This window comes from Myxococcus sp. MH1, from assembly GCF_059738865.1.
Map to the genome: position 1 here is coordinate 4164408 of NZ_AP026947.1, position 20496 is coordinate 4184903.

Sequence of the window (20496 nt, forward strand, 5' to 3'; positions counted from 1 at the left end):
GGTGTCGTCCTCAGGAGTGCCCGCTGGTGCCGGGACCGCGGAAGATGTCCTTGATGGGGCGCTCCGGGATGAGCGGCTGGCGATCTCGCAGCGCGTAGTCCTTGCGCAGCGGGTGGCCCTGGAACTCCTCGTACAGGAGGATGCGGCGCAGGTCCGGGTGCCCGTCGAAGCGGATGCCGTAGAAGTCCCAGACCAGGCGCTCCCACCAGTTGGCGCCGCGGTAGAGCGGGACCAGCGAGGGCAGCACGGCCTGGTGCTCGCTCACGCGCACCTTGAGCCGCACGTGCTCGTGACGCTTGAGGGAGTAGAGGAAGTAGACGACCTCGAAGCGCGGGTCGTTCTCCGCCAGGTGCAACCGGTCCACGGCGTCGACGGAGCCGAACAGCTTGAACTGCAGCTCCTCGTCGTTCTTCAGGAACGCGGCGACCTTCGGCAGTGAGTCGGCATGGATCACGGCCCAGGCGCCACCGGCCCGGTCCACGTAGCGCTCCACCACCGCCTCGGGGAAGTGGGCGGAGACCCTGTCCAACGCGAAAGTGCTCAAGGGGGACCCAATGACTGAGGGAGAAGAATCCGCGGCTTTATAAGGAGCCCAGAAGGGGGGCGTCAACGTAAACCCTCAACCATGTAGGCCACTTAGGAAGCCCAGAAGCCAGCGTTGCGCACGCGGCGTCCGGGGAGGCTCACGGATCGTCCGCCGGGGCGGAAATCAGGCCGCCGAGCCCGGTCCCCGGGCCAGCGAGGGGCCCGCCGCCAGGGGGACGAAGGTGGCCACCGGCTGGCTCTTGCCGGCCACCAGGGCCTGTCCCACCGGCTCCCAGCCGAACCGGGCTCCCGCCTGCTCCCGGGTCGCCTGGGACACGAGGACGGGCACCCCGGCCTTCTTGGTGAGCCCCTCGATGCGGCTGGCCAGGTTCACCGTGTCGCCGATGGCGGTGTAGTCCAGGCGCCGGGCCGTGGAGCCGATGTTCCCCAGCACCACGGGGCCCGTGTGGATGCCCACCCCCATGCGCAGGGCCGGGACGCCCTGGAGGGCCCGCTCCGCGTTGAACCCCTCCAGCTCGCTCACCATGTCCAGCGCGCACCGCACCGCCCGGGAGGCGTGCTCCGCGTCGGCCAGAGGCGCGCCGAAGTACACCATGAGTGCGTCCCCGATGAACTTGTCCAGCGTTCCACCGTGGCGGAACACCACCTCCACCATGCGGCCGTAGTAGGCGTTGAGGAGCTTCACCACCTCGCCCGGGGGCAGGTGCTCGCTCATGGCGGTGAAGTCGCGGATGTCGGCGAAGAGGACGGTGACCTCGCGCAGCTCGGGCTCGGGGGAGGCGAGGCGCTGGAGGCGCTCGGCCACGGCGGGGGCGAAGTAGCGGCCCAGCCGGGCGCGCTTGAGCTCCTCCTCGGAGACGGCGGCGGACAGGGCGCGGATGCGGTTGAGCAGGTGGCGCGAGCCGGCGGCGGCCACGGAGAGCATGACGACGGCGGCCAGCTGCGCGCCCACGCCGATGCCGGCCTGGTGCTGGAGGGCCGCCTCGGCGACGGCGGCGAAGGCGGTGACGACGAGCGTCACCGTATTGCGCAGGGACAGGGCGGCCAGCAGCACCAGCACCGCGTAGATGCCGAGCGTGAAGCCCGCGACGCCGCCGGGGGAGGGGGACACGGGGATGGCGTGGCTCTGGAGCCAGTACACCGCGGGCACGTCGATGAAGGCCACGGACAGGCCCGCCCAGCGCACGGCCCGGGGCGAGCGGGCCACCGCGACGAGCACGCCCGCGGTGCACAGCCAGTACACGCTCAGGGGGGCCAGGTACTCGGCCCAGTCGGCCTTGCCCACGAAGAGGCCCAGGGTGGCGGAGATGCCGAACATCACCGTGATGGCGACGAAGCGGATCCACGCGAGCTGGCGCGCGTTGCGGTGGCGCTCGCCGTCGAGGGCGCGGTTCACCGAGTCCTCGATGCCTTCTGGCGCGTTGGGCCGCAGGGCTCCCCCCATCCGCGAGCGCTGCGCCTACCGGGCCGGAAAGGGCCATGGCTCGCGGGCCTCTCTCATTGCGGTATACACGCCCTGCATGGTCGAGTCCTCTTCCTCGCACCCCCTCCGCCCGCTCGTCTGGCGCCTCGCCCTGGGCCTGGGGCTGGGACTCGCGCTGTTCGCCGGGGAGACCTGGTGGCTTCTGCGCTCCGGCCTCGTGGGCGTGGACATCCCGGTGGACGGTCCGTATGCGGCGCTGTCGGCGGCGGTGCGACCCGTGCTCCCGGGGCTCTTGGCGCGAGTGGCGGCCGTCTACGTCGTGGCGGGCATGGGCCTCGCTGCCGTGTCCTGGGGGCTCGCGCGCGTCTGGGGCCGGGGTGGCGTCCTGGCCACGCTGGCGGGGTGGCTCGGGCTCGCGCTGCTGCTGGCGTGGGACCGCGCCATCGCCCGGCCCGCGTTGTTCGATGACCTGCCGGCGGTGAGGCCGGTGCTGGCGTGGCTGGTGGACCATGGCGAGCCCTGGCACCCGAGGCTCGCGGCGGGGCTGCTCGCGCTGCTGCACGTCGGGGTGTGGCTCCACCGGCAGGACACGTGGAGGCGGAGGGCGCGGCTGGGCGGCGCGGTGCTGGCGGGTGGGCTGGCGCTGTTCGTCGCGACGCGCGCGAGCGGCTGGGTGGCCAGCGACAAGCATCCGTTGGTGGTGCTCATCGGCATCGATGCGTTCCGGCCGGACCGGCTCGCGAGCCTGGGCGGGACGCGAGCGGTGGCGCCGCATGTGGACCGCTTCGTGGCGGAGTCCACGTTGTTCACGAAGGCGTACACGCCGGTCGCCCAGACGGAGCCCGCGTGGCGCTCGCTGCTCACCGCGCGCTGGCCGCACGAGACGGGGGTCCGCTACGCGCTGACGGCGGAATCCCGGATGCAACTGCAGCCCACCTTCGCGGAGGTCTTCGCGCGCGCGGGCTGGCGCACGGTGTTCGCCACCGACTGCTCGCGCTTCCACGCGGAGGGGCCGTCCTCCGGTTTCGCCACCCGGTTGCAGCCGCCGCGCGGGGCGGTGAACTTCCTCCTCGAGAAGCTGCGCTACCGGGCGCTGGGCGTGTTCGCGGACCACGCGCCAGGCGCCGCGTGGGTGCCGGAGTTCATCGACAACCGCGCGCTGGCGGGCATCCACGACCCCATGGGCTACGCGGAGCGGCTGACGTCGCGGCTGCTCGAGGAGGCGGGGCAGGGGCCCACGCTGTTCGCCTTCCACGCCACCGCGGCGCACTTCCCCGGGGACCCGGTGCACCCGTTCTATCGGCGCTTCGTGTCCGCGTCCGAGCCGCTGGAGCGGCGGCTGCGCATGCACTTCGCGCCGGTGTCGCCCGGGGCCAAGGGCGGCTGGAGCCGGGAGGGCGCGGAGGCGCTCTACGACGAGCTGATCGCCCAGGCGGACGCGCAGGTGGGGCTGATGCTGGAGGCGCTGCGCCGCTCGGGCCGCTACGACGACGCGCTCATCGTCCTGGTGTCGGACCATGGCGAGAGCTTCCACGAGGACCGGCCGGACCTCGCCGGCGCCACGCCCGTGCACGGGGCCCGGCTGTCGGAGCTGGAGAACCGCATCCTGCTCGCGGTGAAGCCCGCGGGAGGTCGAGGCGCGACGCCGGCCACGCTCGATTCGCTGGTGCGTCTGGTCGACGTGGGGCCCACGCTGCTGGAGCTGTCGGGCCTGCCCGCGCTGAGCGGCGCGGATGGCGTGTCGCTCGGGCCGTTGCTCCGTGGCGAGACGGCGGCGCCGCTCGCGCTGTACGCGGAGACGGGCTTCACGCACGTATCGCCGGAGGTCTTCGACGAGGGGCACTGGCCCGGGGCGCCGCGCGCGTTCGACGCGTACCGCATCCGTCCCGACGGCGTGGTGGAGCTGAGCGACACGGCGCACACGGCGGTGGTGCTGGAGAAGGACCGGGGCGCGTACGACGGGCAGCGCTGGTGGGTGGACCGTCCTCGGGCGGATGGCTCCGTGCTGCGCGTCTGCACGGGGGACTGTGAGGGGCTGGACGCGCTGGCGTTGGAGGCGTGGCTGGACGCGGTGCAGGGACGGACGGGGGCGGGGGACTCGCGTAAGGTGGCGGGCCATGTCGACGACCCCAGACACCCCGTCCCTTCAGGAACAGTACGCCCCTCACAACAGCTGCTTCGGCTGCGGCCCGGCCAACACCCAGGGCCTGCGCATCCGCAGCCGCGCGGAGGGTGAGCTCGTCGTCGCCGAGTGGACGCCCTCCGAGCATCACCAGGCCTTCCCCGGCGTGCTCAACGGCGGAATCATCGGCGCGCTGCTGGACTGTCACTGCAACTGGACGGCGGCGTACCACCTGATGAAGGCGCAGGGCGCGGCGTCTCCGCCGTGCACCGTCACCGCCGACTACACCATCACCCTCAAGCGCCCCACGCCCATGTCGGGGCCGGTGCGGCTGGAGGCGAAGCCCGTCGAGATCAAGGGCGACCGCGCGGTCATCGAAGGCACCCTCACCGCGGGGGGCAAGGTGACGGCGCTGTGCCGGGGCACCTTCGTCGCGGTGAAGGAGGGCCACCCCGCGTACCACCGCTGGTGAGCGCAAAAACCAGGGGCCCCGACGCCCCCCTTCGAGAGGGTGGCACGCGGGGCCCCAGGGGGACTTCGTGGGCTTCGGGTGGACTACTTGCCCATGGAGATGAGCAGGTCGTGCCGGGCCGCGGTGGGGTTGGGCTGCTCGCGGTCGGCGATGCGGTGGACCTGGTTGGCGATCTTGTCCTGGAGCAGCATGAGACCGTCCAGCACCTGCTCCGGGCGGGGCGGGCAGCCGGGGATGTAGACGTCCACCGGGAGGATGCGGTCGATGCCCTGGAGCACCGCGTAGTTGTCGTAGAAGCCGCCCGAGGACGCGCACACGCCGAACGACACGACCCACTTGGGCTCGGTCATCTGCTCGTACACGCGCTTGAGGATGGGCGCCTGCTTCAGGTTGATGGTGCCCACCACCATCAGGAGGTCCGCCTGCCGGGGCGAGAAGCGCGGGAACTCCGCGCCGAACCGCGCGATGTCGTGACGGCTGGCCGCCACGGACATGTACTCCATGCCGCAGCAGGCGGTGGCGTACGGGTAGGTGAACAGCGAGTACTTGCGGGCCCAACCCAGGCCCTTGGAGACCATCCGCTGGAAGAAGCCCATGGCCTCGTCGCGGCGGGTCGTCAGCACTGGAGCGATGTCTGCATCAGCCATGATGGTTCAGCTCTCCCAATCCAGGGCGCCCTTCTTCCACACGTAGATGAGCCCCACCACGAGGGTCACCGCGAAGACGAGCATCTCCATGTACCCGAACCAACCGAGCGCCTGGAAGTTCACCGCCCAGGGGTACATGAACACCGCTTCGACGTCGAACACGATGAACAACAGCGCGACGACGTAGAACTTCACCGCGAACCGCTGACGTGCCGGGCCGCTCGACTCGGAGCCGGCCTCGAAGGCGGTCGACTTGATGGCGCTCGGGCGCTTGGGGCCCAGCAGCGAGGTGATGAAAGGAATCGCGACGCCCATGATGCCGGCCAGCAGCAGCACCACCGCCAGGGGCAGATAGGGCGAGAGGGGAGAGGGAGTCATCGCGCGCGGAACCTAATGACACCCGCTCACGCATGTCAAAGGGAAAGTCCCCTGCTGGGCGCCGCAACCCCTTGAGATGACGACGAAAAGCGCGGCTTGTCCCCGCCGGGGCGGGCAGGGGGCTGGCGGATGTCCCCTCGGGTGGCCCTGGCGGGAGGCGCGTTTGACGCTCCCGGGGACGGACGCCTACCGTCGTGCGGCCCGCGCAGGCGGGCGATCAGCGCTGCACTTGGGGAGAGGAAGAGGGCATGTGGGGCCGGCTCGGCTTGCGGATGCAGGTGGCCATCGCGGTGCTGGTGCCTTGCCTCACGGTGATGGGCCTGTGCATCTGGAACTTCTCCGCCCGACAGCGCGAGGTGTCGCTGGAGTTGCTCCAGAAGCGCGCCCGGGTGCTGGGCTCCCTGGTGGCGCAGCATCCGGCGGTGCTCCAGTGGGACGGCTCGCGGGAGGCGCAGGCGCGGCTGGAGACGGTGCTCGCGCGGGTGGAGGCGCGTGACGCGGACGGCGACGCGGGCTTCACGGTGAGCTACCAGGGACTGCTCGGTCCGGACGGTCGCCCCGTGTACGCGTCGCTGGCGCGGCTGCCGGAGCACGCGCGGGGGCCGACGCTCCGGGTGCTCGAGGGCTGCGTCACGTCGCTCATCGGCCTGCGCGAGGTGTCGCTGCGGTGCGCGAGCGGCGAGCGGACCTATGTCGTGGGCCTGGGGCTGGACGAGGCGGCGGCGTCCGTCACGGAGCTCAAGGGCTCCGTGGTGGTGGGGCTGGTGGGCGCGCTGGGCCTGGGGCTCCTGTTGGCAGTGCTCATCGGCAGGACCATCGTCGACCCCGTGTCGCAGGTGACGGAGGTGGTGCGGGACGTGGCACGGGGCGATGTGTCGCGCATGGAGCTGGACGTGCCCGCGACGGGCGAGGTCCGGCTGATGGCGGAGTCCTTCAACAAGATGCTCGGCACGCTGCGAATCACGGTGCTGGAGCTGGTGTCGCGCACCGAGCAGCTCTCCGGTGCGTCGCGGGGACTGTTGGGCGCATCCGCGGACCAGGAGCACGTCATCAGCCAGCAGGCGGCCTACGCGCAGCAGATCGCCGCGACGTTCGAGGAGCTGAGCCGCACGGCCGAGCAGATCTCCTCCTCCACGGAGGTGGTGGAGTCGAGCGCCCGGCGCACGCACGAGGCGGTGGCCGAGGCGATGGCCGTGGTCGCGCAGGTGGTGGCGGGCATCAACGACATCCGCACCGAGTCCAAGGGCGTGGCGGACGCCATCGTCGGCCTCAACCAGGACCTGCAGCAGGTGTCGAAGATCGCCCACGTCATCAACCAGGTGGCGGAGCGCTCGGACCTGCTCGCGCTCAACGCGGCGCTGGAGGGCACCAAGGCGGGCGAGGTGGGGCGGGGCTTCTCGCTGGTGGCCGCGGAGATGCGCAAGCTGGCGGAGAACGTGTCCGCGTCCGCGCGCGACATCGGCCGCATCGTCGAGAAGGTGCAGGACTCCGGCGAGGAGGCCGCGTCGAAGGCCCGCGTGGGCATGGCGACGAGCGATCGCGGCGTCGAGGTCGCGGAGCAGGCGTCCTCGGTGTTCCAGCGCATCGTCGAGCTGGCGCGTGGCACCAGCGAGGCCGCGCGGCAGATCACGATTGCCACGCGGCAGCAGCGTCAGTCCAGCGAGCAGGCCGTGCAGGGCGCGCGCAACGTGGCGGAGCTGGTGAAGCAGGGCGTGGACGCGACCGGGCGCACCACCCGCATCGCGCAGGACCTGCAGGCGGTGGCGGAGGGGCTCACCACCGTCACCACCCGCTTCAAGACGACGCGCGGCTGAGGGCTACTCGCGCTTCCAGCGGACCTGGAGCTCCAGCTCGTCCACGGCGCCCTCTCGCTCGTGCTCGACGCTGAAGTACGCGTCGGCGGGCACGTGCAGCCGCTCGCCGGCCACCTGGATGCTGAACGCCTTGCCCTTCTCCAGCGCGTCCGCCAGCCGGCGCAGCTTCGCGACGAACTGCGCGCGCGGGTACGTCTTCTCGATGTCTCGCTCGGGTCGTTTGGCCATCGCCCCATCCTGCCAGCGAGGTCCCGCACCGTCGAACTCCGGGCCTGTCGGAAAACGGGCCCGCGACACGGGAGGGCCCGTGAAGCACGGTGGCTTCACGGGCCCTCATGGCAAGCGTCCGCTCAGGCGTGGCTCTGCTGGAAGCGGTGCAGCGCCTGCTCCACCTCGTTGGCCAGCGACATCACCTGGTCGCCGACCTCGGTGCGGTCGTCGCGCTGGGCCTCCTTGATCTTCTCCTTCACCCGCTCCTTCAAGTTGCCGACGCTGAGGCTGCCTGGGGCCTGGCTCGGGATGTAGTCGATGAGGCTCTCCGCGAACCGCTTCACCAGCACCTGCGCCGGGACGAAGAGGAACATCCGCTCGCCGTACCACTGCGTGTACAAGCCGGAGAAGAGCCCCTCCTCGAACGGGTCCGAGCGCAGGTTGATGAGGTAGGGCCACGCCGGATTGAAGCGCTTGCCGCTGAACCACATGTCCGGGCCCCGGCCGTCCTGGTAGCTGAAGATGACCTTCCAGTCGTCGTAGCGCACCGCCGCGAGGTTGCCGCTGTCGAGCACGTAGATGAACTCGTGCCGCCGCCCCGGCTCCTTGCCCGCGAGCAGGCCGCGCTGGTCATACCCGTCCAGGTGGACGCGGAACTTCTTCTTCCCCACCGTGTGACCCGCCTTGCACTTCTCCACCAGGTCCTCGGGGCCGCCCGCCGCCGCGACGAAGGTGGGCATCCAGTCCTCGTGGGCGAAGATGTCGTTGATGACGGTGCCCGGCTCGATGACGCCCGGCCAGCGGACCACGCAGGGCACGCGCACGCCGCCCTCCCACGTGGAGCCCTTCTCGCCCCGGAAGGGCGCGTTGCCACCGTCCGGCCAGCCCATCTTCTCCACGCCGTTGTCGGTGGAGAACACGACGATGGTGTTGTCCGCGATGCCCAGCTCATCCAGCTTCGCGAGCAGCACGCCCACGTGGTCGTCCAGCTCCGTCATCGCGTCCGCGTAGAGCCCCTTGCCCGTCTTGTTGCGGTACTTCTCCTGGAGGAACGTCCACACGTGGGTGCGCGTGGTGTTGTGCCAGATGAAGAACGGCTTGTCGTCCTTCGCCGCGCGCTCCATGAAGGACAGCGAGGACTTGAGGAACTCCTCGTCCACCGTCTCCATGCGCTTCTTGGTGAGCGGGCCCGTGTCCTCGATCTTCTGGCGGCCCACGCGGCCCCAGCGGGGATCCTCCGTCGGGTCATCCCGGTCCGTGGCCCAGCAGTGCAGCACGCCGCGCGGACCGAAGCGCTCCTTGAACGCCGGGTCCTTCGGGTAGTCGGGGCACTCGGGCTCGTTCTCCGCGTTGAGGTGGTAGAGGTTGCCGTGGAACTCGTCGAAGCCGTGCACCGTGGGCAGGTAGCGGTTCGAGTCCCCCAGGTGGTTCTTGCCGAACTGGCCACACACGTAGCCTTGCGGCTTGAGCATCTCCGCGATGGTCGGGTCGGAGTCCTGGAGGCCGTAGTCCGCGCCCGGCATGCCGATGGTGGTCAGGCCCGTGCGCAGCGGGTTCATGCCGGTGATGAAGGCCGCGCGGCCCGCGGTGCAGCTCTGCTGGCCATAGCAGTCCGTCATCATCGCGCCCTCGCGGGCGATGCGGTCGATGTTGGGCGTGCGGTAGCCCATCATCCCCTGGTTGTAGGCGCTGATGTTCCACAGGCCGATGTCATCGCCCCAGATGACCAGGATGTTCGGCTTGCGCGCCGGCTGCTTGCCGTGCCCATTGCCATTGCCGTTGCCATTGCTCTTGGATTTCCCACTGGATGCCATGTGCCTGCTCCCCCATCGCCCGCCGTCGGTCGACTCCGTCCGGCCTTCGGAATGGTGAGGCGGAGGAGGGGACTGGACCTCGTCCCCGGGGCTGGCCCAGGCGCGCGAGCGAGCGGCGCTTCAGCCCGAGGGCTCAGGCCGTGGCGCGCGAGCGCAGCTTCGCGAACAGCTCCGGCGGCATGGCGGCGCTGCCCAGCTTGTGGTCGGCCGACACCGCCTCGCCGTGGAAGTCGCTGCCCGACGTCGGCACCAGGTCGTGCTCCTTCGCCAGCGCCAGGTACTTCTGCTTCAGCGCGGGGTTGTGGTCCGCGTGCAGCACCTCCAGCCCCGCGAGGCCCGCCTTCACCAGCTCGCGCAGCTCCATGCGCTCCACCTTCGACGAGCCCGGATGCGCCAGCGTCGCCGTCCCGCCCGCCTTGCGGATGAGGCGGATGGCGTCCGCGCCGTCCAGCTTGAAGCGCTCCACCCACGCCATGCCCCGCGTCCCCAGGAACCGGTCGAACGCGGCCTTCATGTCCACCGCCCAACCCTGGTCCACCAACACGCGCGCCAGGTGCGGCCGCCCCAGCTGTGCGTCACCGGCGATGGCGCGCACGTGCTCCATGCGGACGGGGAAGCCCAGCTGCTGCATCCTCGCGACCATCGCCTCCATCCGCTGCTCGCGCTCACCACGCAGCCGCTGCGCGAAGCGCGCGAGGTCCTCGTCCTCCGGCCTCACGAAGTGCCCGAGGATGTGCACCTCGCGACCCAGCACGAAGGCGGAGATCTCGATGCCGGGCACCAGCTCCACGCCGTTCGCGAGCGCGGCGGCCTTCGCCTCGGCGAGCCCCGCGACCGTGTCGTGGTCCGTCACCGACAACACCGTCACGCCCGCGGCCCGGGCGCGCTCGAGCAGCTGCGTGGGCGTGTACTGCCCGTCGCTGGCGGTGGTGTGGGAGTGCAGGTCGATCACATCGGTCTCCAGGGGCGAGCGGTTGAAAGCCGCACTGTCGCGACCTAGGCTCTTCTTCAAACCACGAGCCACGTCAAGGGCGATGCCGCAGCACCCACTCCAGATCTCCCGGAAGATTGAATACGGACTGAGGGCCATGACCTTCCTGGCCTCTCAGCCGCTGGAGCGCATGGTCCCCTTCCGGGAGATTGCCCGGCGCATGGACGTGCCCGAGGACTTCCTCGCCAAGATCCTCAAGGTCCTCCTCTCGCGCAAGCTCGTGCGCTCCACCCGCGGCGCCCACGGTGGCTACGCCCTGGCGCGCCCCGCACGGGAGGTGACCTTCCTGGACGTCATCGAGGCGGTGGAAGGCCCCGTCAACGTCAACGTCTGCCAGGACACACAGCATGACGGCTGCCGGGCCACCGGGAGCTGCACCATGTACGGCGTGTGGAAGCTGGGCCAGCAGCGGATGTTGGAGGTGTACCGCTCCACCACGCTGGACCGTCTGGCGATGACAGAGCTGAAGGGCTCGCCGCCCGCCGACTCGCTGTCCCTGGCCGCGCGGGCCTAGACTGCCCGGCCCATGGCCAAGAAATCCGAGTCGAGCATCGAGAACCGGGTGTACCTCTTCGAGTCGCTCGCCAGCAGCTACGTGGCCGCGGCCTCGGACGCGCTGGGCTCCAAGGACTCCGCCGAGCGCGAGCGCGCCCGCCGGGCCCTCGCGGAGCTGGCGTACGTCTCCTGTGTGGTGGCGGACACCGGGGACCTGTCCCCGGAGGCCGTGCGGGAGCGGCTGCTGAGCGCGCCCGCCCCCGAGCGGAAGTCCGCGCGCCGCGGCAAGCGGAACAAGTAGGCGCGCCCCCTCGCGCCGTGGATGATGAAGCTGCTGGAGCGCCCCGTGAGTGGAGCGCCCCCGAAGTCACCCGGCCCGAGGAGAGACCGACATGAGCCAGCAACAGCCCCCCGCCACCGGCGTGGTGATGACCCTGGTCAGCCACCCCCAGTTCAAGACGAAGCTCACCCACGGCCCGTCCACCACGGAGCTGCAGACGGAGGCCCCCCGGGACAACGGCGGCACCGGCGGCAGCTTCTCCCCCACGGACCTGGTGGGCGCCGCGCTGCTGGCCTGCGCGGTGACGACGATGCACCTGTTCGCCTCGCGAGAGGGCATCTCCCTGGGCGAGATTCGCGGCCGCGTGGAGAAGCGCATGACGCCGCCGCCGCGCCGCATCGGTGAGCTCGTCGTGGACCTGCAGATGCCCGCGGGCCTGTCCGCCGAGCACCGCGCCCGGCTGGAGCAGGTGGGCCGCGAGTGTCCGGTGGCGCGCAGCCTCCACCCCGAGCTGAAGCTGCCGATGACGTTCAGCTACCCGGACTGAAGAGCGCCCGCCCGCTCGGTGTACACGGGAGCCTCCTGGCCTTCGCTGCCAGGGGGCTTCGTCGTGAAGAGTCTTCACGACGGCACTCCCAACCCGGAGAGGGGCATGGACGCGAAGCGCCTGGGCATCTACCTCAACGACCACCACGCGGGCTCCGTGGCCGGCATCGAGCTGGCCCGGCGCACCGAGTCGGAGAACCACAGCAACCTCGTGGGCCACTTCCTGGCCACCCTCGTCCCGGAGCTGCGCGAGGACCAGCGCATGCTCGAGGCGGTGATGGGCGCGCTGGAGCTGCGAAGAGATCCACTCAAGTCCCGCGTCGCGTGGGTGGTGGAGAAGGCCGCCCGGCTGAAGCTCAACGGCTCCTGGGTGCGCTACTCGCCGTTGAGTCGGCTGGTGGAGCTGGAGGGGCTGTGCACCGCCACCGAGGGGCGGCTGTCCCTGTGGACCACGCTGGCGCGACTCCAGCGGAAGGACACGCGGCTCGCGCCGTTCGACTTCGAGTCGCTCATCGCCCGAGGCGAGCTGCAGAAGGCCGCGCTCCAGCGCCTGAGGGCCCGCGCCTCGGACGTGGCCTTCGCCGACGAGCCCATGGCGTTCGGCTCGGGCGAGACGCCCATCGCCAGCTACTGAGGGCCGCGGACACCACGCCCCCCGGCGCTTTCGCGGCGGAGGGCGTGGGGGCTTCAGTCACCTGTCACGGCAGGGGCGTCAGGTGCCCGAGGGCGACACCGGAGGCCGGGTGGCGTCCGGCTGCGGCACCAGGCGCAGCTGGCTGGCGCTGCCCGCGAAGCTCGCGTCCACGCCGCGCTCCAGGTACGTGTAACCGGACAGGCCGTCCTCGTACATGCGCAGCAGGGTGCGCGACTCGTCCAGGGAGATGCGGCCCTGGCGCAGGGCCATCTCCGTGAACTTGCGCAGCCGGGCGACCAGGTCGTCCTTGTTGTAGCTGACGTAGTTGAGCACCTCCGTCACCGTGTCGCCCGCGACGACGTGGTCGATGAGGTAGCCCCCGTTGGGCGCCAGCGACACCTGCACGGTGTGCGTGTCACCGAAGAGGTTGTGCAGGTCGCCGAGGATCTCCTGGTACGCGCCCACCAGGAAGATGCCCAGGTAGTAGTCGTCGTCGTTGAGCGCGTGCAGCTCCAGCGCGTCCTTCACCTCGCGCTTGTCGATGAAGTGCTCGATCTTCCCGTCGGAGTCGCAGGTGATGTCCGCCAGCGTCGCGCGGCGCGTCGGCTTCTCCGCCAGACGGTGGATGGGCATCATCGGGAACAGCTGGTCGATGGCCCACGAGTCCGGCAGCGACTGGAACACGGAGAAGTTGCAGAAGTACGTGTCGCTCAGCGCCTTCTCCAGCGACTCGAGCTCCTCCGGGATCTCGCCCGCCTCCTTCGCGATGCGCATGATCTTGTGGCAGGTGGCCCAGTAGATGTTCTCGGCCGCCACGCGCTGCTCGAGCGACAGGTGGCCCAGCGAGAAGAGGGTGAGGCTCTCCTCCTTGGCGTCCTGCGCGTCGTGCCACGCCTCCAGCAGGTTCTTGTTCGTCACCTCGCGGAAGGTGGACAGGAGGTTGCGCACCACGGAGGGCGCCTTGTCGTCCACCTTGTCCGGCAGCTGCGCCGGGTCGAACTCGCTGGTGCCCAGCACGTCCACCACCAGCACCGCGTGGTGCGCGACGACGGCGCGGCCCGACTCGGAGACGAGCGTCGGGTGCGGCACGCCGGCCCGGTCACACGCCTCCATCACGCCGAACACCACGTCGTTGGCGTACTCCTCCGTCGTGTAGTTCATGGAGGAGGCGAAGTTCGTCTGGGAGCCGTCGTAGTCCACGCCCAGGCCGCCGCCCACGTCCAGGTACTTCAGCGGCGCGCCCTGCCGCGCCACCTCCACGTAGAAGCAGCCCACCTCGCGCAGCGCGTTCTTCACGTTGCGGATGTTGGAGATCTGGCTTCCCAGGTGGAAGTGCAAGAGCTCGAACGCGGGCAACAGGCCCGTGTCCTTCATGAAGGCGATGCAGCTCATCAGCTCGGAGGAGGACAGGCCGAACTTGGAGCGATCTCCGCCGCTGGCCTCCCACTTGCCGGCGCCGCGCGTGGACAGCTTCACGCGCATGCCCAGCCGCGGGGTGATGCCCGTGCGACGCGCCACCTCGGCGATGAGGGGCAGCTCGCTGGGCTTCTCCACCACGAGGATGACGTTGCGGCCCAGGCGCGAATAGAACAGCGCCGTCTCGATGTACTCCTCGTCCTTGTAGCCGTTGCAGATGACGAGCGCGTCCTCGTTCTCCAACAGCGCCATCACCGCCATCAGCTCGGGCTTGCTGCCGGCCTCCAGGCCGTAGTTGTAGCCCTTGCCCGCCTCGATGATGGTCTCCACCACGTAGCGGTGCTGGTTCACCTTGATGGGGTAGACGCCCCGGTAGCCACCCTTGAAGCCCTGGTCGGCCATGGCCTTGCGGAAGGCCTCGTTGAGGTGGACGACGCGGTGGCGCAGCACGTCCGTGAAGCGCAGCAGCAGCGGCAGACCGATGCCGCGGCGGCGCACTTCGTCCACCAGGTCCTTCAGGTCCATGCTGGGGGCCTGGGGCCCGTCCGGGTGGACGCAGACGTGACCCTTGTCGTTGATGCCGAAGTAGGGCGAGCCCCAGTTCCGGATTCCATAGAGCTCGTGCGCGTCAGCGAGGGTCCAGCGGTGCGGAGGGGCGTTTGCGGGCATCGGCGGTTCGAGGCTCCCTGGGAAGAGAGAGGGTGGACTCCAGTCAACAGTGGAGGGGCGCGGGAACTATAGGAAAGCCCCCCGGCATTCAACAGCCGCCTGAAAGTGGAGCGAGCGGCCAGGCAGACGTCCCGCTGGGGCCCCTGTCCTGGCGGGCGGACCTTCCATCCGATTCCTACCCTTTGTCCGGAGTGTCGGGAGGACGCGTGGATAGAAGGGAAGGGTACATGGAGTCGTCCGCACGTAGGGAAGAAGCGCCGCTGACCCCTCGGGAGATCTACGAGCGACTGGACCGGTACGTCATCGGCCAGGACGCCGCCAAGCGCGCGGTGGCCATCGCCGCCCACAACCACCTCAAGCGGGTGCAGGCCCGACGCCTGCGCCGTCAGTCCCTCATCAAGAAATCCAACATCCTGCTCATCGGCCCCACGGGGAGCGGGAAGACCCACATCGCCCGCAACCTGGCGGAAATCCTCCACGTTCCGTTCACCACGGTGGACGCCACCGAGTACACGGAGGCCGGCTACTACGGGAAGGACGTGGAGGTGATGATCTCCGACCTGCTGCTCAAGGCGAACCACTCCGTCGAGGACACGCAGCGGGGCATCATCTTCGTGGACGAGGTGGACAAGATCGCCCGGCGCTCGCAGGGGGCTCGCAACGGCGCGGGCAGCCGCGACATCGGCGGCGAGGGCGTCCAGCAGGGCCTGCTCAAGCTCCTGGAGGGGCGCGAGGTCTATGTCCCCCTGAATGTCACGCAGGCGTGGAACAAGAGTGACTTCGTCCAGGTGGACACCCGGGACATCCTCTTCATCTGCGCGGGCACGTTCAGTGACTTGCATGACTACGGGGACGAGCCCGGCGGGGGACGGCCCCTGGGCTTCGGCGCGGACGAGAGCTTCCGGCGCGCGAAGAAGCGCATCGGCACCAAGCAGCTGGTGGAGTTCGGCATGCTGGCGGAGTTCCTCGGGCGCCTGCCGGTGGTGGTGCAGCTGGATTTGTTGGGCGAGGCGGACCTCATCCGCGTGCTCACCGAGCCGCCGGACTCCATCATCCGCGAGTTCCGCGAGCTGCTCGCCATGGACGAGCTGGAGCTGGACTTCGACGACGGGGCGCTGCGCGAGGTGGTGCACTACTCGGTGGCGCGCGGGCTGGGGGCGCGCGGGTTGCGCTCCATCCTGGAGCACGTGATGGCGGACATCATGTTCGAGGCCCCCGAGCGTCGGCGTCGGCAGGTGAAGGTGGACGCGGACTACGTGCGCCCGAGGCTGGCGACGCTGGACGCCGTGGAGCTCAACGTGTGACGTCCGCGTCACGCTCCGAGGCCTGGGCGGCGGCGCCCAGCCTCGCGGCGATGTCCGGGTCCTGGATGAGCTGGAGGACCAGGTCGTTGCGCAGCAGCGCGGCGGTGTCACCCCGGGCGAGCGCCTGCTTCACCTGGTCATCCTGGAGCAGGCGCTGGAAGCGCGGGTCCTTGCGCAGGGCCTTGTAGGCCGGGTCGTTCTTGAGCTTCTGGGCGCGCTCGGGGTCGGTGCTGGCGCGGGCCACCGCCACCATGTCCTCCATGGGGGCGAACTGGCTCATCTCGAAGAGGTTGTAGCGGCGCGCGGCGGACACGGCGAGCGAGTCCTTGGGGGACACGCCCACGCGCTTGCCGGCGATGACCACGTGCTGCTCGAAGAAGGACATGGCGCTGAGGACGAACCACGCGAAGGCGGCCGTCTTGGCCGCGCCCAGGATGAAGCCCAGGAGGCGGTCGATGCTCCGGTCCTCGTTGTCCTTTCCGGTGGCGAGGAAGCGCGCGAGCAGCGCGCCCAGGGCGTAGCGCACCGTGAGCCAGACGCAGACGAACAGGAGCGCGGTGCCCAGCACGAGGCCCACGACGAGCGGGCCGTCCACGGCCTCGGCGAACCGGGGGGCGAGCAGGGGCCCCAGCTTGCGCGACGCGAAGTAGCCCAGCGCCAGCCCCACCCAGTTGGCGACCTGGCGGGAGGCGCCGGTGAAGGCGCCGATCATGCCGAAGAACAGCACCAGGCCCAGGATGACGAGGTCGATGACCATGGCGAGTCGGGGCGCGGGGCGTCAGCGGATCTTGAACGAGTCGCCCTTGCCCTTGGCTTCTTCCTGGAGGCGCTTCTGGGCCTCCGCGAGGTTCTCCTTGTAGCGCGCGTTGGAGGGCTCGTAGGTGAGGGCCATCTTGAGGTTGCGCTCGGCGGCGGACCAGTTGCCCGCGTCGATGTCCTTCTGCGCCTGCTGGTAGAACTGGCGGCCCTTGGGGTGGGTGCCGATCTGTTCTTCCTGCTCCTTCTTGGCGGCGGCCTTGGTCTCCGCCTCGGAGGCCTCGGTGAAGCGCAGCTTCTGGGCGCGCTCGGGGCCCGTCACGTCGGTGACGTACTTCTTGCGCTTCGTGTCGTCGCGCAGGACGTAGTAGGCCTCGGTGACGCGCTTGTAGAGCTCGTGGACCTGCTCCTTGAGCTGCTTGTCCGTGATGTGGAAGAAGCGGTCCGGGTGGTAGGTGCGGCTCTCCCGGTAGAACGCCTTCTTGATGTCCGCGGGCGTGGCCGTGCGCTCCAGCAGGAGCACCTCGAAGTAGTCGAGCTGCTCCAGCTTCGCGCAGCGCGACGCGAGGTCCGCGAGCTGGTGCTCGTCGAGCCCCGGGCCCTTGGCGGCGCTCGGCGGAGGAGGCGGTGACAGCGCGCCCGGTGGCGGGGGCGGCGGCGTCATCGGCGCCACGGACGGGACCAGAGGGCTGACGGCGGGCACGCGGGGCGCGGTGACCGGCGGGATGCCCGGGACGGGAGGCCGCGGCGAGAGGTCCGACGGCGCGATGGCCGGCAGCGACATGGTGGGCCGGGCGCCGGGGCGATTCGCGGGGACCGAGGGTGGAGGCGGCGGTGGGGCGACCTGCCCGACGGCGAGCGTCGGAGGCGGGCGCGGCGTCAGGGCCGGACCGCGCGGCGCGGCCGGGGCGCCCGTGGCCGGAGCGATGGAGGGCACCGCCGGCGCGATGGGCGGAACGACCGGGGAGATGGCGGGAACGGCTCCCGAGGGAGGACGGTTCGCGGGCGCCGCGCGAGGTGCGCCCGCGACGGGAGCTGGCGTCGGCGGCGTCGGTCCGACCGGAGTTCCCCTCGGAGCGGGGCCCGAGCCGGGGGGCATCGGCGGCGTCAGTCCGACGGGAGTCCCTCGCGGCGCGGAGCCAGAATCGGGGGGCGGCGGAGGCGTCAGCCCGACAGGGGTTCCCCTCGGAGCGGGACCCGAGCCTGGAGGAGGCGGCGGCGTCAGTCCGACCGGAGTGGCCCTCGGCGCGGGGCCTGAGCCCGGCGGCGGCGGAGGCATTCCGGCTGCGACGGGCGGAGGCGGCGGAACGATGGCTCCGGGAGACGAGGCAACAGCCTGGACGGGCGGAGGAGGAGGGATCAATGCCGCGACGGGCGCGGGCGTCGGTGGAGTGCCGACCGGAGCACGAGGCACTCCCGCGGGCGCCACCGTCGGCACGGCACCGGCCGTGATGCCAGGCGCGCGAGGAGGAATGATGGGCGCGGGCGTCGGCGGTGTGCCGACCGCGGCACGGGGCACTCCCGCGGGCGCCACCGTCGGCACGGCACCCGTCCCGACGCCGGGCGCGCGAGGAGGAGCCACGGGCGCGGGGGGCTGCGGAGTGCCTGTCGGAGCACGGGGCACGCCAGCGGGCGCCACCGTCGGCACGGCAGACGTGCCGAGGCCGGGCACGCCAGCGGGCGCCACCGTCGGCACGGCACCCGAGGCAGGGCCGGCTCCCGGCGCGCGAGGTGGCGCCACGGGCGCCGGTGTCATGGGCGCGACACCCGGGACGCGGGGCGCCGGTGGAGGGACGCCGGGGGCAGGGGGCGTGGCCGGGCGCGCGGGCTGCGCACCGATGGCGGGGATCGCGGCCACGGTGGGCCGGGCACCCGCGGACGTCGTGGACGCGGGCGCGCCCACCGCGGGAATCCCCGTGGCGCTCATCCGCTGGGGCACCGGCGCGGTGACGGCGGGGATGGACACGGTGGGCCGCTGGGCCTGGGGCACGGCCGGCGCCGCGACGCCCGGAGGCTTCGCACCCGGGGGCACCGGCGCGCCAGGCGCCGCCGGAGGCTTCGCCACGGGGGCGGGCGTGGGCGGTACCGGCGAGGCCGCCGTCATCCGTGGAATGGCCGGTCGCGAGGGAGCCGCCGGTGTCCCGGGCGGGCTTCCCGGCGGCTTGCCGGAGCTGGGATCGGTAGGCTCGGACATCGCGCTCGTCTACTGGGCCACGGCGGGCAGGTCGGAGTTGTTGTGCCCAGCCAGCCGCGTGCTCCGGTTCGCCTGGATGGACTTCTGGATGTCCGCCTCGGACATGCCCGAGGACAGCGTGATCGTCGTCGACGTCTTCTGGCCCGTCTCCGTGTCGCACGCGGACACGTTCACCAGGCCGTCGGTGTTGATCTCGAAGGTGACCTCGATCTTCACCTCACCGCGATACCCGATGCGGAAGCCCGCGAACTCGAACTCGCCGAGCATCTCGCACTCGTCGGCCCGGTTGGACTCGCCCTGGTACACGCGGATCTTCACCTTCTCCTGCCCGTCACGGCTGGTGGTGAACGCCTTCGAGCGGTCGATGGGGACCGGCGTGTTCTTGTCGATGATCTTCTCGGTGTACCCACCCACCGTGCCGATGCGCAGCGTCAGCGGCGTGACGTCCACCAGGAACGTCTCCGTCTTGCTGTCGAGCAGCGCGTGCGACTGGAGCGCGGCCCCCATCGCCACGACCTGGTCCGGGTTGATTCCCTCCAGCGGCGCCTTCTGGAAGTAGTGCTTCACCGAGTTGCGGATGATGGGCAGCCGCGTGGGCCCGCCCACCAGGATGACCGCGTCGATGTCCGCCGCGGTCAGCCGCGCGCTCTGCAGCGCCTCGTCGCAGACCTTGAACGTGCGCTGCACCAGGTCCATCACCATCTTGTTGAACTGGTCCTGGTTGAGCGTGTTGCGCAGGTCCATCACGTTGCCCTGCGCGTCCTGGCAGATGCCCTGGCAGAGGATGTCCGCCGAGCCCGTCTGCCCCACGTCGATCTTCGCCTTCTCCGCGGCCTCCTTGAGCATCTGCAGGCAGAACTTGTTCTGCCTCAGGTCCAGCCGCGTCTTGTTCAGGAAGTCGTCCGCCAGGTACGTCATGATGCGGTCGTCGAAGTCGTCGCCGCCCAGGTACGTGTCACCCGCCGTCGCCAGCACCTCGAAGACGTCCTTGCCGATCTCCAGGATGGACACGTCGAACGTGCCGCCGCCCAGGTCGTAGACGACGACGCGCTGGTTGACGTCCCGGCCGAAGCCGTACGCGAGCGCCGCCGCGGTGGGCTCGTTGAGGATGCGCAGCACCTCCAGCCCCGCGATGCGGCCCGCGTCCTTGGTCGCCTGGCGCTGGTTGTCGTTGAAGTACGCGGGGACCGTGACGACGGCCTTCGTCACCTCGCGGCCCAGGTACGTCTCCGCGACGGCCTTCATCTCCTTGAGCACCAGCGCGGAGATCTCCGGCAGCGAGTACGCGCGCTCGCGCACCCCGATGCGCACCGAGTTGTTCTCGCCCTCGACGATACGGTACGGCATCACCGCCTGGGCCTTCTTCACCTCATCGGAGAAGTAGTACCGGCCGATGAGCCGCTTCGCCGAGTACACCGTCGTCTCGGGGCTGGTGATGATGTTCTTCTTGGCGGCGTTGCCCACCAGCACCGAGCCGTCCTCGAGGAAGGACACGCAGGAGGCATGCGTCGTCTCACCCCACTCGTTGGGGATGACGATGGGCTGCCCGTCCTGGACCACCGACACGCACGAGTACGACGTGCCGAGGTCGATGCCGATTGCGATGTCGTCCGACATTCCATCTCCGGTGAAGGTCTCGAAGCCCGAGGCCGTCGGTGAAGCGCCCGGAGGTTAGGAGCCTCCCAACGACGTGTCAATGTTCGTTCAATGTAAACCCCAGCCATTTCAGGCACTTAGCGGGCTGTTAAGGGGACGGGCTCGCTGGCTTGAGGGGGGGAGGGGACG

The 20496-nt window shown here is 70.5% G+C and carries 19 protein-coding genes; 8 read left to right on the top strand and 11 right to left on the bottom strand.

Translation table 11 applies throughout. From position 1 onward, the window contains the following. Nucleotides 1-10: 10 nt before the first annotated feature. A complete protein-coding gene (locus AC6JA9_RS16700; protein WP_223746920.1) occupies nucleotides 11-529 on the bottom strand; it encodes an NADH-quinone oxidoreductase subunit C in 519 nt (172 codons plus the stop codon). Between the two features lie 180 nt (nucleotides 530-709). After that, nucleotides 710-1942, bottom strand: coding sequence for an adenylate/guanylate cyclase domain-containing protein (locus AC6JA9_RS16705; RefSeq protein ID WP_497960109.1), 1233 nt, complete (start codon nucleotides 1940-1942; stop codon nucleotides 710-712). A 124-nt stretch (nucleotides 1943-2066) separates the two neighbouring features. Between AC6JA9_RS16705 and AC6JA9_RS16710 the strand changes: the two genes are divergently transcribed. Both AC6JA9_RS16710 and AC6JA9_RS16715 read left to right on the top strand, forming a co-directional pair. After that, entirely contained in the window at nucleotides 2067-4205 is a 2139-nt protein-coding gene (locus AC6JA9_RS16710) for a sulfatase-like hydrolase/transferase (RefSeq protein ID WP_497960110.1), read from the top strand. Beyond that, nucleotides 4087-4563, top strand: a complete 477-nt coding sequence (locus tag AC6JA9_RS16715; RefSeq protein WP_141326249.1) for a PaaI family thioesterase — start codon at nucleotides 4087-4089, stop codon at nucleotides 4561-4563. The genes AC6JA9_RS16710 and AC6JA9_RS16715 overlap by 119 nt, the downstream gene beginning before the upstream one ends. Before the next feature lie 83 nt (nucleotides 4564-4646). On the opposite strand, the gene AC6JA9_RS16720 is transcribed toward AC6JA9_RS16715, so the two are convergent. Continuing rightward, nucleotides 4647-5210 carry an NADH-quinone oxidoreductase subunit B gene (locus AC6JA9_RS16720; protein ID WP_046712975.1) on the bottom strand — a complete coding sequence of 188 codons (564 nt, stop codon included), beginning with the start codon at nucleotides 5208-5210 and terminating at the stop codon, nucleotides 4647-4649. A gap of 6 nt (nucleotides 5211-5216) precedes the next feature. After that, nucleotides 5217-5588: an NADH-quinone oxidoreductase subunit A gene (locus tag AC6JA9_RS16725; RefSeq protein ID WP_046712976.1), complete on the bottom strand. Its 372-nt coding sequence runs from the start codon at nucleotides 5586-5588 to the stop codon at nucleotides 5217-5219. A 248-nt stretch (nucleotides 5589-5836) separates the two neighbouring features. On the opposite strand from AC6JA9_RS16725, the gene AC6JA9_RS16730 reads away from it, so the two are divergent. Beyond that, a complete protein-coding gene (locus tag AC6JA9_RS16730) occupies nucleotides 5837-7402 on the top strand; it encodes a methyl-accepting chemotaxis protein (RefSeq protein WP_223782967.1) in 1566 nt (521 codons plus the stop codon). 3 nt (nucleotides 7403-7405) lie between these two features. Here the strand turns inward: AC6JA9_RS16730 and AC6JA9_RS16735 are convergent, their stop codons facing one another. The 3 genes from AC6JA9_RS16735 to AC6JA9_RS16745 form a co-directional block, all read right to left on the bottom strand. Then, complete coding sequence (locus AC6JA9_RS16735) at nucleotides 7406-7630, bottom strand: amphi-Trp domain-containing protein (RefSeq protein ID WP_046712978.1); 225 nt, start codon at nucleotides 7628-7630, stop codon at nucleotides 7406-7408. Nucleotides 7631-7752: 122 nt separating this feature from the next. Then, the gene (locus AC6JA9_RS16740) at nucleotides 7753-9426 is read right to left on the bottom strand and encodes an arylsulfatase (protein ID WP_497960112.1); all 1674 of its coding nucleotides are present in this window, start codon (nucleotides 9424-9426) and stop codon (nucleotides 7753-7755) included. A gap of 133 nt (nucleotides 9427-9559) precedes the next feature. Then, entirely contained in the window at nucleotides 9560-10378 is an 819-nt protein-coding gene (locus AC6JA9_RS16745) for a PHP domain-containing protein (RefSeq protein ID WP_046712980.1), read from the bottom strand. A gap of 82 nt (nucleotides 10379-10460) precedes the next feature. On the opposite strand from AC6JA9_RS16745, the gene AC6JA9_RS16750 reads away from it, so the two are divergent. From AC6JA9_RS16750 to AC6JA9_RS16765, 4 genes are all read left to right on the top strand, one after another. Then, nucleotides 10461-10931, top strand: a complete 471-nt coding sequence (locus AC6JA9_RS16750) for an RrF2 family transcriptional regulator (protein WP_223746829.1) — start codon at nucleotides 10461-10463, stop codon at nucleotides 10929-10931. Between the two features lie 12 nt (nucleotides 10932-10943). Continuing rightward, nucleotides 10944-11213: a hypothetical protein gene (locus AC6JA9_RS16755; RefSeq protein WP_223746830.1), complete on the top strand. Its 270-nt coding sequence runs from the start codon at nucleotides 10944-10946 to the stop codon at nucleotides 11211-11213. A 91-nt stretch (nucleotides 11214-11304) separates the two neighbouring features. After that, nucleotides 11305-11739: an OsmC family protein gene (locus tag AC6JA9_RS16760; protein ID WP_223746831.1), complete on the top strand. Its 435-nt coding sequence runs from the start codon at nucleotides 11305-11307 to the stop codon at nucleotides 11737-11739. Between the two features lie 105 nt (nucleotides 11740-11844). Then, entirely contained in the window at nucleotides 11845-12372 is a 528-nt protein-coding gene (locus AC6JA9_RS16765) for a hypothetical protein (protein WP_223746832.1), read from the top strand. Nucleotides 12373-12450: 78 nt separating this feature from the next. On the opposite strand, the gene speA is transcribed toward AC6JA9_RS16765, so the two are convergent. Then, on the bottom strand, nucleotides 12451-14457 hold the full coding sequence (speA, locus tag AC6JA9_RS16770; RefSeq protein WP_046712985.1) for a biosynthetic arginine decarboxylase: 2007 nt from the start codon (nucleotides 14455-14457) through the stop codon (nucleotides 12451-12453). A 227-nt stretch (nucleotides 14458-14684) separates the two neighbouring features. Here speA and clpX point away from each other — a divergent pair, with 227 nt between their 5' ends. Next, complete coding sequence (gene clpX, locus AC6JA9_RS16775; protein ID WP_046712986.1) at nucleotides 14685-15761, top strand: ATP-dependent Clp protease ATP-binding subunit ClpX; 1077 nt, start codon at nucleotides 14685-14687, stop codon at nucleotides 15759-15761. Here clpX and AC6JA9_RS16780 read toward each other — a convergent pair. From AC6JA9_RS16780 to dnaK, 3 genes are all read right to left on the bottom strand, one after another. Continuing rightward, nucleotides 15751-16518, bottom strand: coding sequence for a CvpA family protein (locus AC6JA9_RS16780; protein ID WP_223746833.1), 768 nt, complete (start codon nucleotides 16516-16518; stop codon nucleotides 15751-15753). The two genes, clpX and AC6JA9_RS16780, sit on opposite strands and share 11 nt — an antisense overlap. 21 nt (nucleotides 16519-16539) lie before the next feature. Continuing rightward, nucleotides 16540-17301, bottom strand: a complete 762-nt coding sequence (locus tag AC6JA9_RS16785; RefSeq protein WP_223746834.1) for a J domain-containing protein — start codon at nucleotides 17299-17301, stop codon at nucleotides 16540-16542. Nucleotides 17302-18720: 1419 nt separating this feature from the next. Further along, on the bottom strand, nucleotides 18721-20328 hold the full coding sequence (dnaK, locus tag AC6JA9_RS16790; RefSeq protein WP_046712988.1) for a molecular chaperone DnaK: 1608 nt from the start codon (nucleotides 20326-20328) through the stop codon (nucleotides 18721-18723). Nucleotides 20329-20496 lie beyond the last annotated feature (168 nt).